General features: G+C 73.9%; 13 protein-coding genes and 1 pseudogene. 8 read left to right on the top strand and 6 right to left on the bottom strand.

Annotation, left to right across the window (positions count from 1 at the left end; translation table 11 throughout):
• Positions 1 to 47 precede the first annotated feature (47 nt).
• Positions 48 to 1,526 carry an APC family permease gene (locus tag DNK53_RS07100; protein ID WP_110181620.1) on the bottom strand — a complete coding sequence of 493 codons (1,479 nt, stop codon included), beginning with the start codon at positions 1,524 to 1,526 and terminating at the stop codon, positions 48 to 50.
• 108 nt (positions 1,527 to 1,634) lie between these two features.
• On the opposite strand from DNK53_RS07100, the gene DNK53_RS07105 reads away from it, so the two are divergent.
• From DNK53_RS07105 to glpK, 3 genes are all read left to right on the top strand, one after another.
• The gene (locus DNK53_RS07105; RefSeq protein WP_110181621.1) at positions 1,635 to 2,843 is read left to right on the top strand and encodes a pyrophosphate--fructose-6-phosphate 1-phosphotransferase; all 1,209 of its coding nucleotides are present in this window, start codon (positions 1,635 to 1,637) and stop codon (positions 2,841 to 2,843) included.
• Between the two features lie 82 nt (positions 2,844 to 2,925).
• Positions 2,926 to 3,780 (top strand): DUF1028 domain-containing protein, encoded by an 855-nt coding sequence (locus DNK53_RS07110; RefSeq protein WP_110181622.1) that lies wholly within the window; start codon positions 2,926 to 2,928, stop codon positions 3,778 to 3,780.
• A complete protein-coding gene (glpK, locus tag DNK53_RS07115) occupies positions 3,777 to 5,255 on the top strand; it encodes a glycerol kinase GlpK (RefSeq protein ID WP_110181623.1) in 1,479 nt (492 codons plus the stop codon). Before DNK53_RS07110 ends, glpK begins: the two co-directional genes overlap by 4 nt.
• On the opposite strand, the gene DNK53_RS07120 is transcribed toward glpK, so the two are convergent.
• The gene (locus DNK53_RS07120) at positions 5,252 to 6,172 is read right to left on the bottom strand and encodes a hypothetical protein (RefSeq protein WP_110181624.1); all 921 of its coding nucleotides are present in this window, start codon (positions 6,170 to 6,172) and stop codon (positions 5,252 to 5,254) included. The genes glpK and DNK53_RS07120 overlap by 4 nt on opposite strands.
• Positions 6,173 to 6,211: 39 nt before the next feature.
• On the opposite strand from DNK53_RS07120, the gene DNK53_RS18325 reads away from it, so the two are divergent.
• Positions 6,212 to 6,814, top strand: coding sequence for an oxygenase MpaB family protein (locus DNK53_RS18325; protein ID WP_110181625.1), 603 nt, complete (start codon positions 6,212 to 6,214; stop codon positions 6,812 to 6,814).
• Positions 6,815 to 6,908: 94 nt separating this feature from the next.
• Positions 6,909 to 7,310, top strand: a pseudogene (locus DNK53_RS18330) (oxygenase MpaB family protein); the annotation flags it as partial.
• A gap of 24 nt (positions 7,311 to 7,334) precedes the next feature.
• Here the strand turns inward: DNK53_RS18330 and DNK53_RS07135 are convergent.
• The 4 genes from DNK53_RS07135 to DNK53_RS07150 are packed head-to-tail and all read right to left on the bottom strand — an operon-like array spanning position 7,335 to position 10,510.
• Complete coding sequence (locus tag DNK53_RS07135; protein WP_110182367.1) at positions 7,335 to 7,973, bottom strand: response regulator transcription factor; 639 nt, start codon at positions 7,971 to 7,973, stop codon at positions 7,335 to 7,337.
• Positions 7,974 to 8,007: 34 nt separating this feature from the next.
• Positions 8,008 to 8,565, bottom strand: a complete 558-nt coding sequence (locus tag DNK53_RS07140; RefSeq protein WP_110181627.1) for a flavin reductase family protein — start codon at positions 8,563 to 8,565, stop codon at positions 8,008 to 8,010.
• Positions 8,562 to 9,704 carry a MacS family sensor histidine kinase gene (gene macS / locus DNK53_RS07145; RefSeq protein WP_239456404.1) on the bottom strand — a complete coding sequence of 381 codons (1,143 nt, stop codon included), beginning with the start codon at positions 9,702 to 9,704 and terminating at the stop codon, positions 8,562 to 8,564. Before macS ends, DNK53_RS07140 begins: the two co-directional genes overlap by 4 nt.
• 38 nt (positions 9,705 to 9,742) lie before the next feature.
• Positions 9,743 to 10,510: a lysophospholipid acyltransferase family protein gene (locus DNK53_RS07150; protein ID WP_110181629.1), complete on the bottom strand. Its 768-nt coding sequence runs from the start codon at positions 10,508 to 10,510 to the stop codon at positions 9,743 to 9,745.
• A 45-nt stretch (positions 10,511 to 10,555) separates the two neighbouring features.
• Between DNK53_RS07150 and DNK53_RS07155 the strand changes: the two genes are divergently transcribed.
• The 3 genes from DNK53_RS07155 (at position 10,556) to DNK53_RS07165 (ending at position 13,154) form a co-directional block, all read left to right on the top strand.
• Entirely contained in the window at positions 10,556 to 11,323 is a 768-nt protein-coding gene (locus DNK53_RS07155) for an alpha/beta hydrolase (RefSeq protein WP_110181630.1), read from the top strand.
• A 40-nt stretch (positions 11,324 to 11,363) separates the two neighbouring features.
• The gene (locus tag DNK53_RS07160) at positions 11,364 to 11,834 is read left to right on the top strand and encodes a hypothetical protein (RefSeq protein WP_110181631.1); all 471 of its coding nucleotides are present in this window, start codon (positions 11,364 to 11,366) and stop codon (positions 11,832 to 11,834) included.
• Positions 11,835 to 11,915: 81 nt separating this feature from the next.
• Positions 11,916 to 13,154 carry an ornithine cyclodeaminase, nickel-pincer nucleotide-dependent gene (locus DNK53_RS07165; protein ID WP_110181632.1) on the top strand — a complete coding sequence of 413 codons (1,239 nt, stop codon included), beginning with the start codon at positions 11,916 to 11,918 and terminating at the stop codon, positions 13,152 to 13,154.
• The last annotated feature ends 10 nt before the right edge of the window (positions 13,155 to 13,164 follow it).

The following is a 13,164-nucleotide window of genomic DNA, read 5'->3' on the forward strand; positions in this document are numbered from 1 at the left end:
CGTCCGCCCCCGGCCCGGCCCCACCTCGACTCCGGCGCTGGACGGCGTCACTCCACGTCCTCCAGGTGCTCGATGTCGCGGAACCCGGTCTTCTTGGCCCGGCCACCGCGGTTGACCAGCCAGGTGACGACCCACAGGACCACGCCGATGCCGAGCAGGCCCAGCGCGACCTCGTAGACGATCGGCTCTCGCTCGCCCCAGGGGACGACGATGAGGCCCAGGGAGAGCAGGGCCGCGAGCGCGGGCGTCGGGCCGGGCGAACGGAAGAACCCGCTGTCCGGCTCGCGGCGCAGCACGAGGCAGGCCACGTTGACGACCGTGAAGACGGCCAGCAGGAGCAGCGCCGTGGTGGTCGACAGGTTGGTGACCACCGGGGAGTCGGACTGGCTCGCGACGTACCACAGCAGGCCGATCGCCAGCGCGGTGGAGAAGAGGATGCCGACCCAGGGCGAGCGGGTCCCGGGCGAGACCTTCCCGAGCACGCGGGGCAGCACGTCCTGTCGGGCCAGACCGTAGAGCAGCCGGCTGGCCATCAGCATGTTGATGAGCGCGGTGTTGGCCACCGCGAAGACGGCGAGGAAGGGGAAGACGCGGTCGATCGGGAAGTCGGGGGCACCCTTGCTGACCACCTCGAGCAGGGCCCGGCCCTCCGACTCGTTGATGGTCTCGAGCTCGGTCGGCGTCAGGACCGCCACCACCGCCAGCGCCACCAGCACGTAGACGATGACGGTGATGCCCAGGCCGGTCAGCATCATGCGCGGGAAGATCCGCTCCGGGTCCCTCGTCTCCTCGACCATGTTGACCGAGTCCTCGAAGCCGACCATGGCGAAGAACGCGATCGAGGTGGCCAAGGTGACGGCCATGAACATGCCCTTGTCGTCGGCGTCGCTGAAGGTGAAGACCTGGCCGAGGTCGCCCTCCCCCTGCGCCATCACCCAGAAGCCGACGCCGATCACGATCGCGAGCGCGGTCATCTCGACCAGCGTCAGCACGACGTTGAACTTCACCGACTCCCCCACGCCGCGCAGGTTGATCAGCGCCAGCAGGACCATGAACGACATGGCGATCGCCATGATGACGCCGGTGCCGGGGGCCTCGTCGAGCCAGCCGTTGACCACCAGCCCGCCGGTGAGGTTCTGCGCCAGCACGTTGGCCGACGTCGACGCGCTGGTGATGCCCGAGCAGACCACGGCGAAGGCCACCAGGAACGTGACGAAGTGGATGCCGAACGCCTTGTGCGCGTAGAGCGCCGCGCCGGCCGCCTGCGGGTACTTGGTGACCAGCTCGAGGTAGCTCAGGGCGGTCAGGGTGGCGACGACGAAGGCCAGCACGAACGGCACCCAGACGAGGCCGCCGACCACCCCGGCGATCTCGCCGGTCACGGCGTACACGCCGGCCCCCAGGATGTCTCCGACGATGAAGAGGAGCAGCAGGCGGGGCCCCATCACCCTGCGCAGCTCCGGCTCCTCCGGCTGGCCCGGCTTGGGGGCGGCGACCGCCTCCCCCCGACCCTGTGAGTCCGGCATCGCGTTCCCCTCACCCTGCTCGGAGCTGTCCGCTCCACTGTGGTCCCCGACGGACCCCGTGGCAAGCAACGTTTCCCCAGCCGTGCGATCAAACCTAGGATGGCGCGCATGGCTCCCACCCGCGTCGCGATCCTGACCGCAGGCGGCTACGCGCCGTGCCTCTCCTCGGCGGTGGGGGCGCTGATCGAGACGTGGACGAAGGTCTCCCCCGGGACCGAGGTCCTCGGCTACCGGCACGGCTACCAGGGCCTGCTCACGGGCGACAGCGTGCTGGTCGACGACGCCGCGCGCCGCGACGCCGCCGTCCTGCACCACTTCGGCGGGAGCCCGCTGGGCAACAGCCGGGTCAAGCTGACCAACGACGAGGACTGCCGCGCCCGGGGTCTCATCGGCGAGGACGAGACCGCCCTCGAGGTGGCCGCGCGACGGCTCGTCGAGGACGGCGTCTCCGTGCTGCACACCATCGGCGGCGACGACACCAGCACCGCCGCGGCCGACCTGGCGGCGTACCTGCGGAAGCAGGACATCGACCTGACGGTCGTCGGCCTCCCGAAGACGATCGACAACGACATCGTGCCGGTGCGCACCAGCCTCGGCGCCCAGACCGCCGCCGAGCAGGCCTCGCTCTTCGCCCGCAACGTCCTCGCCGAGCACGGCTCCAGCCCGCGGATGCTGATCGTCCACGAGGTGATGGGGCGCAACTGCGGCTGGCTGACCGCGGCGGCGGCCCGCGACTACCTCGACTGGCACGCCGACCAGCAGTGGCTGCCGAGCCTGGGCCTCACGCCCGAGCGGTGGAACATCCACGCCGTCTACCTCCCCGAGCTCCACATCGACCTGGACGCCGAGGCCGAGCGGCTCCGCGCGGTGATGGACGAGATCGGCTGCGTCAACATCTTCCTCGCCGAGGGGGCCGGCGTCGCCGACATCGTGGCCGAGCTGGAGGCGTCCGGCCGGCCCGTGGACCGCGACGCCTTCGGGCACGTCAAGATCGACACCGTCAACCCGGGCCGGTACTTCGCGCAGGCGTTCGCCGAGCGGATCGGGGCCGAGAAGACGATGGTGCAGAAGTCGGGCTACTTCTCCCGCTCCGCGCCGGCCAACGAGACCGACCTGGCGCTGATCCGCGAGGTCGCCGAGCTGGCGGTGGCGAGCGCCCTGCGCGGCGAGGCGGGGGTCGTCGGCCACGACGAGGAGCGCGGGGACGAGCTCCGGGCGATCGAGCTCGACCGGATCGCGGGCCACAAGGCCTTCGACGTCGAGCAGCCGTGGTTCACCGAGGTGCTGCGCGCCACCGGTCAGCTCCCGCCCGCCTGACCCGCTCCCCCGGCTCCTCCGCCGACACGGACGGCTGCGGGTGGCGCCGCCGCGACGCCGGGGGCCACTAGGGTCTGGGGCCATGACCTTCTCCCTGGTGGCCCGCAGCGACGACGGGCTCTCGTGGGGGGTGGCCGTGGCGTCCCGGTTCCTCGCGGTGGGCTCCGCGGTCCCCGCGGCGGTCGCCTGCGTGGGCGCGATCGCCACCCAGGCCGACGCCAACGTGGCGTGGAAGGGCGAGGCGCTGGCCCTGCTCGACGAGGGCGCGACCGCCGAGGTCGCGCTGGCGCGGCTGCTGGAGGAGGACGACGGGCGCGAGGACCGTCAGGTTGGCCTCGTCGACCTGGACGGCTCGGCCGCCGCCTTCACCGGCGACCGCTGCTTCGACTGGGCGGGCCACCGCACGGGCCCTGGCTTCGCCGCGCAGGGCAACATCCTGGCCGGCCCCGAGGTGCTGGACGCGATGGTGGACGCGTGGACGTCGACCGCTGGCCTCCCCCTCGCCCGCCGGCTGCTGGTCGCGCTCGCGTCCGGCGACGCCGCCGGCGGCGACCGGCGGGGGCGCCAGTCCGCCGCCCTCTTCGTGGTCCGCGAGGGGGCGGGGTACGGCGGGCGGGACGACGTCGCGGTCGACCTGCGCGTCGACGACCACCCCCACCCGGTCACCGAGCTGGCGAGGCTGCTGGACCTCAACGACTTCTACCTGACCGCCTCCACCGACGAGGAGAAGGTCACGGTCACGCCCGAGCTGGCCGACGAGCTGCGGCGGCGCACCACGGCGCTCGGCCACGAGCACGTCGCCGAGTGGGTCGGCTCGCAGAACTACGAGATGAGGGTGGACACCGCCCTGACACCCCGCTGGATCGACCGGCGCGTGCTGGAGATCCTCCGCAGCAGCAGCGACGACTTGCGGGACGACGAGAGGGAAGACGCATGAGCATCCTGGCCATCGACGCGGGCACCACGGGAGTGACCGCGGTCGTGATCGACCCAGCGGGGACCATCACCGCACGCGGCTACCAGGAGTTCCCGCAGCACTTCCCCCGTCCCGGGTGGGTGGAGCACGCGCCCGAGGAGATCTGGCAGGCCACCCTCGAGGCGACCCGCGCGGTGCTGGAGCAGGTCGACCGCGACGAGCTGACCGCCCTGGGCATCACCAACCAGCGCGAGACCGTGCTGCTGTGGGACAGGGAGACGCTGGGCTCCCCGCGCCGGGCGATCGTCTGGCAGGACCGGCGCACCGCCGACCTCTGCGCCCGCCTGCGCGACGAGGGCCACGAGGAGCGGGTCGCCGAGCTGACCGGGCTGCGGCTCGACCCCTACTTCTCCGGGACGAAGCTCGCCTGGCTGCGCGAGCACGAGCCCCACACGTGGGCGCTCGTGGAGTCCGGCCGGTACGCCGTGGGGACGGTGGACTCCTACCTCGTCAGCCGGATGACCCGCGGGACCTGGCACGTCACCGACGTCTCCAACGCCTCGCGCACCCTGCTCTTCGACCTGGAGGCCGGCGACTGGTCGGACGAGCTCTGCGCGCTCTTCGGGGTGCCGCGCGACGCCCTGCCCGACGTCGTCCCGAGCTGGGGCGAGGTGGGGGTGACCGACCCGGCGGCCTTCTGCGGCCTCTCCCTGCCCGTGGCGGGGATCGCGGGCGACCAGCAGTCCGCGCTCTTCGGCCAGACGTGCTTCGAGGAGGGGGACTCGAAGTGCACCTACGGGACCGGCTCCTTCATCCTCACCAACGCCGGCACCTCGGCACCGCGCTCCACCTCCGGCCTCCTCTCCACCGCCGCCTGGCGGGCGCCCGACGGCACCACCACCTACGCGCTGGAGGGCTCGATCTTCGTCACGGGCGCCGCGGTCCAGTGGCTGCGCGACGGGCTCCAGCTCATCGGGTCCGCCGCCGAGACGGAGGGGATCGCCCGGACCGTGCCCGACTCGGGCGGCGTCGTCTTCGTCCCGGCCCTGACCGGGCTCGGCGCCCCCCACTGGGACCCTCACGCCAGGGGCATGGTCATCGGTCTCACCCGCGGCACCACCCGGGCGCACGTCGTCCGGGCCACCCTGGAGGCGATCGCCTTCGAGGTCCGCGACGTCCTCGAGACCATGCCGGCCCTGGCGTCCCTGCGGGTGGACGGCGGCGCGGCCGCCAACGACCTGCTCTGCCAGGTCCAGGCCGACCAGCTCGGGGTGCCCGTGGAACGCCCCCGGATCGTGGAGACCACGGCCCTCGGTGCGGCGTTCCTCGCCGGTCTGGGGACCGGGACGTGGGACTCCACCGACGACCTGCGCGACACCTGGCAGCTGGACCGTCGGTTCGCCCCGGGGGCAGGACGGCAGGAGGCCGACGCGGCGTACCGCCGGTGGGGCCGCGCGGTGGAGCGCGCGAAGGGCTGGGACCGGGAGCAGGACTAGCGCGACGCGAGCGCCTCCAGGGCGCGGCGCGCCTCCCCCACGTCGGACTCGGCGGCGGTGACCGCGTCGTGCGCCTCCTCGGCCACGGCCTCCGCCTCCTCGAGCTCCTCGTCCACCTCCTCGGCGCTCGCCTCCAGCTCGGCGATGCGACGCCTCAGCTCCTCGACCTCCGCCACCAGCTGGAGGCTCCGCGCCTGCAGCTCGGAGACCCCGGCGTCGGCGTCGGCGGCCTCCTCGCGCGCCTCGGCCAACCGCGCCTCGGCCGCGGCGAGCCGCTCCTCGGCGGCCGCCCGGCGCTTGCGGTCGGCGTCGGGGTCGGGGACGACCCGGAGGCCCGGCCGCGCGTCCTCGCCGGCGGTCTCCTCCTCCGTCGCCGGCCGGGCGGTCACGAGGTGCCCGAGGGCCGCGGGCACGGCGACGGCGCCCGAGACGTCCGCCTGCCCGACCCCGGTGGCGTGCAGGGCCGTGACCAGCAGCCCGGACCGCAGCGCGGCGGCCGCGTGCTCGTCCAGCAGGGCCGCGGTCAGGCTCGCCTCGAGCTGCTCCCCCACCGCCGGGGTGACCCGGTGGCCCGCCTCCCGCGCCCGGGCCCTGGCCGTGGTGGCGAGCGCGGCGGTGACCTGCCGCCGCTGCCGGGTGAGGGTCCGCAGCCGCTCGCCGTCGAGGGTGGCCTGGGCCTCGCGCAGCGCCTCCCCCACGCCGAGCACCTGCGCCACCTGCTCCGGCTCGCGCCGCACCAGCAGGTTGAGCACCCAGGCAGCGGTGGAAGGCTTGCGCAGCGCCTTGACCCGGTCGGCCAGCGCACGGTCGTCGCCGCGGAGCTCCTTGGCCCGGGCGTCGCGGGTCGCCGTGAAGTCGCCGGGCGGCAGCGCGTAGAGCTCGTCGGCCAGGGCGAGCAGCGGGTCCGTCGTCGGCACCTCTCGAGCATAGGGCGGGGAGGGGACTAGCCTGCTCCTGTGACGCAGACCACGCCGACGGGGACGCCCGGCCTCCCGACCTCCGTCCGCTTCGCCGACGAGGCGCGGCCGCGGTTCCCCACGCTGGCGCCCACCTACCTCGCGGCGATGAGGGACGGCGACCCGCTGGCCGACGCGTTCGTCGCCGACTTCCCGACGCTGGGGCGCGGACGCGCGATGCGGATGCTACGCACGGCCTGCCGCGAGGGGATCGGGGCCGTGCCGGACGCCCCGGCGTCCCTGCGCGCCCTCTTCGCCGAGCTCGACGCCGTGCCCGACTGGGTCGACCTCGACGAGATCGACGAGACCGCCCGTCACCTGGGGCGCTACACCCGCCAGGCGGGGATCGTGCTCGGGGCCGCCTCCCTGGTCAGCGGGTACGCGAACTCCGCCGCCTCGCGTCCGCTGGAGATGACCGGGCGCTACCTCGACGACGCCGGGGCCCGCACGATCGAGGTGGGCTCCTGGCTCGTCGAGGCCACGAGGGCCGGCGGACTGCACCGCCACGCCCCGGGCTTCGAGCTCACGGTCCGCGTGCGGCTCATCCACGCCCTCGTCCGCGCGGCGCTCCGCGACGACGAGCGCTGGGACGAGGAGGCGTAGGGCGTGCCGATCAGCCAGGCGTTCCTCGCCTACACCTTGATCCAGTTCTGCCTGATCCCGCTGCGCGGATGGCGGCGATCGACGCCCCCTACCTCCCCGCGAGGTGGCCGGCTACTACGCCCGCTGGCGCTACGTGGGAAACCTGCTCGGCATCACCGACGAGCTCCTGCCCCGCGACCGCGAGGCGCAGGAGGCGCTGGAGGAGATCTACCTGCTCACCCGGCCTGAGGTCGACGACTACTGCCGCCGGCTGGTCGGCAGCATCAACAGCGACTTCCTGGTGCCCGAGATCGAGCAGCTGCTGCCGCACCCCCGCCTGCACGCGCTCGCTCCGCCGGTCGTGCGCGGCCTCGAACGGGTCTTCCTCGGCAACGGGATCGCCGACGAGCTCGGGATCCCCGACACCCGCCTCAAGCCGGTACGCCGTCCGCCACGACCTGGTCGACGCCGCCCCGACGGCCAGCCGCACCCCGCCCGGGGGCCGCAAGACGGGTGAGGCGTGCCCGCTCGGCCGGACCCGTCAGTCGGCGTCCAGGCCCTTCTCGATGGCGTAGCGGGTCAGCTCGACGCGATTGTGCATCTGGAGCTTGCGCAGGGTGTTCTGGACGTGGTTCTGCACCGTCCGGTGGGAGATGAAGAGGCGTTCGGCGATCTGCTTGTAGCTCATCCCCTTGGCCACCATGCGCAGCACCTCGGTCTCCCGCTCGGTGAGCTCGGGGACCGCGGGCCCGGCGTCGGCGTCGGCGGGGACCGTCATCCGCCGGAACTCCCCGAGGACCAGACCGGCCAGCCCGGGCGTGAAGACGGTGTCCCCCTGCGCGACCCGGCGCACGGCATCGAGGAGGTCGGCCTTCGAGGCGGACTTCACCAGGTAGCCCGTGGCACCGGCCTTGACCGCCTCGAGCACGTCGGCCTGCTCCCCCGACGCCGACAGCACCAGCACCCGGGCGGCGGGGTCGGCCTCGAGCACCCGCCGGGTCACCTCCACCCCGTTCGGCTCGGGGATCTGCAGGTCCAGCACGACCACCCGCGGACGGGCGGCGGTGAACCGGGCCAGGGCCTGGGCGCCGTCGGCCGCGACCGCGACCACGTCGAACCCCGCGGCCTGGAGGTCGCGCTCCACCGCGTCGCGCCACATGGGGTGGTCGTCGACCACCATCACCCGGATCGGCTGCTCGCTCACGCGCCGCACCCTAGTGGGCGCCGGCACCACCCGCACGGTCCACGCGCCGGTAGCGCCCCCGCAGGTGCAGCAGCGGCGACGCGGCCCCGTCGGCCCCGCCGTCGTCGTCCTCGCGGATAACGACCTCCTCGATCCGGCAGGTGACCAGCAGCGACCAGCCGACCTCCCGGGTCTCCTCCAGCACCACCGCCGCCCAGGCGCCGGCCGACGCCAGCCGCGGGCCGTGGGGGTGGTCGACGAAGTCGGCCGTCCGGAACGGCCCACCGGGCGCGGGGGCGACGCCGGCGAAGGCGTCCGCGAGGTCCCGGTGGCGCCAGTCCAGGACGTGCACGAGCCCCAGCCCCGTCTCGAGCAGGCGCTCCGCCAGGTCGGAGTCGGGGTCGAGCAGCGCCAGGACGCGCGGCGGCTCCCCGCCCGCGACCACCACCGACGAGACGGTGAGCCCGGCCCGGTCGTCGCTCCCCGCGGTCCACAGGGTGACCACGCCCCCGATCCGGCCGCGGAAGCGGCGGGACGGGTCCCGCTCGGGCTCCGGCGAGGCGAAGGGGTGGCTGCTGTGGATCGTCACCGGGCCTCCGTCCCACGAGCCGCGGCGCCGTCGCCGGCGGAGCCGCTCAGCGGCACCTCCAGCTCCCACTCGGTGCCTCCCGGCCCGGTGACCAGGGAGCAGGTGCCGCCCAGCTCCGCGACCCGGCCCCGGATGGACGAGGCCACGCCCAGGCGTCCCTCCCGCTCCGCCTGGGCCAGCCGCTCCTCGGCGAAGCCCGGGCCCTCGTCCCGGACGCTCACCGCGACGCGGTCCCCCAGCTCCTCCAGGAGCACCCAGGCGGGCGCGTCGAGCCCCACGTGGAGACGCACGTTGTCCAGGCAGGCGCGCACCGCGGCGACCAGCTCGGCGGCACGGTCGGCCGCCATCGGCACCCGCACGCCCGGGGTCGAGACCGTGACGGTGCGCGAGGCCAACGCCTCGAGCGCGGCCGAGAGGTCGCTCCCGCCGGGGTCCCGGTCGTGCTCGTCCACCGTGTCCTGGGCGTGGATGAGCGAGCGCAGGCGGGTCTCCTGCTCCGCGGCGAGGCGACCCAGCTCGTCCCACCGGTCCTCGGGTCCGGCCCGCTGGACCAGGCCGAGCACCTGGAGGACGCCGTCGTGCACGGCTCGGGCCAGCCGGGTGCGCTCCGCGGCGGCGGCCGCCTCGCGCTCCGCCCGGGCCCGCTCAGCGGCCATCTCCTGCAGCGACTGACACATGTAGCCCACCACGGTGCCGCCCAGCAGGAGCAGGAAGATGTGCCCGTAGTTGGTCTGCGTGAGCTCGCTGCGGATGGCGACGTCGGTGACGGCCAGCACGGTGCCGGCCACGAGGCCGCCGCGCCAGCGCCAGTGGACCGCCCAGGCCAGCAGCGCGCCCATCACCCAGAACCCGGGCACGGTCGCGCGGAACTCCTCGCCCTTGAGCCAGGGGGTGGAGGCCATGGCGCCGACGGCGACCGCGAGGTCGGCGAGCATCAGCCAGGTGGTGCGCCGCGCCGGCACGCGGCTCGCGGCCAGCACGACCACGGTCCACACGAGCAGCCCCGCGAGGACCACGAGGGTCGCGGCCGGACGGTCGAAGTTCTGCCAGCGCCACAGGGTGAGCCCGAGCATGTTGAGGGTCACGACGACCCTCAGCACCGCGAGCGCGGCGAAGAGCCGGTCCGCGACCTGGACCACGGCGGGGTCCTCGGCGCGGGCCGGGCGGTGCGTCCCGGTCAGGACGCCTTCCTCGACGGGGGCTCGGGCTGCGAGGAGTCGTGCTCCTGGTCGGCGCCCCGCTCCGCGCGCCGCGCCTCCTCCTCGGCCCGCTTGGACTCCTCCTTGGCCTTGGCGGCGTACATGTCGACGTACTCCTGGCCGGAGAGGCGCATGATCTCGTACATGATCTCGTCGGTGATGGACCGCAGGATGTAGCGGTCGTTCTCCATGCCCTCGTAGCGGGAGAAGTCGAGGGGCCGGCCGAAGCGCACCACCGGCCGGGTGATGCTCCCGAACTTCTTGCCGGGGGGCGCCACCACGTCGGTGCCCACCACGGCGACGGGGACCACGGGCGCGCCCGTCTCGAGCGCGAGCCTGGCCACCCCCGTCTTGCCTCGGTACAGGCGGCCGTCGTGCGAACGGGTGCCCTCGGGGTAGATCCCGAAGAGGTCGCCCTGCGCCAGGATGTTCTTGGCGGACTTCAGCGCGCCCTCCGCCGCGTTGGCGCCGCTGCGGTCGATGGGGACCTGGCCCGAGCCGCTGAAGAACTTCTTCTGGAACCAGCCCTTGATGCCCGGCGTCGTGAAGTATTCGGCCTTCGCCACGAAGGTCACGCGGCGCGGCAGGGTGAGCGGCATGAAGAGCCAGTCGGCGTACGACAGGTGGTTGCTCGCCAGGATCGCGGGCCCGTCGGCCGGCACGTTCTCCAGCCCCGAGGAGTGCGGCCGGAAGACGAGTCGCAGCAGCGGCCCGAGGGCGATCCGCTTCAAGAACCAGTAGAGCACGGCGCGAGCCTATCCCCTCCGAACCGCCTCGTGCAGAATGCGCCCATGCCCCTCGACCCGACGGCCGCGCCCCTCTCCCTGCCCGCCGATCCGGCCCGTACCGGGGGGCGCAGCATCGGGGTCCTGCTCAGCCACGGCTTCACCGGTTCGCCCGCCTCCGTCCGTCCCTGGGGGCAGGCGCTGGCCGCCCACGGGTACGCCGTCGAGGTGCCGCGGCTGCCCGGCCACGGCACGTCGTGGCAGGAGCTCAACGCGACCACCTGGGACGACTGGTACGGGGAGGTCGAGCGCACCTTCGACCGGCTCCGGGCCCAGCACGACGCGGTCGTCGTCGGCGGGCTCTCGATGGGCGGGGCCCTGACGCTGCGGCTCGCGGCGGACCGCGGCGACCAGGTCGCGGGCCTCGTGGTGGTCAACGCCGCCGTGCACACGACCCGCAAGGACGTGCTGGCGCTGCCGCTGCTCAAGCACGTGGTGCCGTCGCTGCCCGGGATCGCCGACGACATCAGGAAGCCCGGCGTCCGGGAGCACGGCTACACCCGCACCCCGCTGCGGGCCACCCACTCGATGATGACCGCGTGGAAGCGCCTGCGGGCCGACCTCGGTGCGGTGACGTGCCCGCTCCTCTTCCTCAAGTCCGAGGTCGACCACGTCGTGGACCCCTCGTCGGTGGAGATCGTCCGCCGTTCGGTCTCCAGCACCGACGTCACGGTCCGCACGCTCACCGAGAGCTGGCACGTCGCCACGCTCGACCACGACGCCCCCGTCATCGAGGCCGAGACGGCGGCGTTCGTGGCCCGGGTCACCCGCTGACCGCCCACCCTCGTCACGGGTGTCCGGATAGCCTCGAGGCGTGAGCGCGCGGGACGACGACGCCGCCTGGCAGGCGATCGTCGACAACTACGGGGAGCGACCCTCGCTGGCCGACTGGGACGGACCGGCCGGGGCCGAGGCGCCCCCCGCCGACGACGCGGCGGCGCCCTCCCCCGGCCCGCCCGACCCCTTCCCGGGTGACGACCCCGCCCACCTCGGGCCGACCCCCGGGGCCGAGGCGGACGCCGAGCCGTGGCCCGAGCAGGACGAGGAACGCTTCGTCCCGCCGCCGCCACCGCCGCTGCCGCGGACGTCCCCCCTGCGCCGGGCCGCGTGGGTGGCCACCCTCGGCTCGCCCCTGCTCCTGCTGGTGCTGGCCGTGCTCGGGACCGTGCCGCCGCGGCTCGTCTCGCTCGGGCTCTGCGTCGCCTTCGTCGTGGGCTTCGTCTACCTCGTGGCCTCGATGGACACCAGCCCCCGCGACCCCTGGGACAACGGCGCCAGGCTCTGACGCCCCGTGCGTCCCCGGGTGACGGCACCCTCCCGTCCCGCGGGTGTCGCCGCGGTGGACCCGGTCACTACAGTCGGGTCCGTGAGCAGCAGCGAGACCGTCGAGGTCACCGGACACCTGATGGACAGCGGCGTGCTGTCGCAGATCCTGGACGACATCCGCGAGTACGAGGGCGACTGGGTGATCGACTCCATCGACGTCGGACGGGAGGCGGCCGACACCTCCACGGCCACCATCACCGTGACCTCCGTCGACGACGAGGCGCTCCAGCGGCTGCTCATGCGGCTGCAGACCCGAGGCGTCAACATGGTCGACCCCGGCGAGGCCTCGGTCTCCCCGTGCGACCAGGACGGCGTCTTCCCCGACGGCTTCTACTCCACGACCAACCTCCCGACGAAGGTCCGTCTCGACGGCACGTGGCTCCCCGTGGAGAACCCCGAGATGGACTGCGGGCTGGTCGTGACCCGGGAGGGCGACCGGACCCGGGTCGTCACCCTGCCGATGTCCGACGTCCGGGTCGGCATGCAGGTGGTCTGCGGCGCCTCCGGGATCCGCGTCACCGTGCCCGAGGTCGCGCGCGACGAGGAGCACTTCGGGTTCATGGAGTCCGACGTCTCCTCCGAGAAGCCCCAGGCGGTGCTCGTGCGGCAGGTGGCCGAGGGGATGCGCGAGGCCAAGGAGGCCGGTCGCAAGGTCCTCTGGGTCGGGGGTCCGGGCGTCGTCCACACCGGGGCCGCGCCCGCCATGGTCGCGATGGTCGAGGCCGGCTTCGTCGACGTCCTCTTCGCCGGCAACGCCCTGGCGACCCACGACATCGAGGCGAACCTCTACGGCACCAGCCTCGGGGTCGACCTGGCGCACGGCCGGGGGGTCAAGCACGGCCACGAGCACCACATCCGGGCGCTCAACACGATCCGCAAGGAGGGGTCGATCGCGGCGGCCGTGGAGAGCGGGGTGCTCACCGGCGGCATCATGCACGCGCTGGTCACGCACGGGAAGCGCTTCGTGCTGGTCGGCTCGGTCCGCGACGACGGGCCCCTCCCCGACGTGCACACCGACGTCCTCGACGGCCAGCGCGCGATGCGGGCCGAGCTGCCCGACGTGGGCTTCTGCCTGATGGTGGCCACGATGCTGCACTCCGTCGCCACCGGCAACATCCTGCCCGCCTCCATCCCCCTCGTCTGCGTCGACATCAACCCCGCCACGGTGACCAAGCTGGCCGACCGGGGCTCGTCCCAGGCCCGCGGCATCGTCACCGACGTGGGTCTCTTCCTCGAGCAGCTCGCCCACGAGCTCGTCCCGGGCTACCGCCGGGCCTGACCCCGACCGG

The sequence above is a fragment of the Nocardioides solisilvae genome, assembly GCF_003194625.1.
In the GTDB taxonomy this organism is placed as follows: Bacteria; Actinomycetota; Actinomycetes; order Propionibacteriales; family Nocardioidaceae; genus Nocardioides; species Nocardioides solisilvae.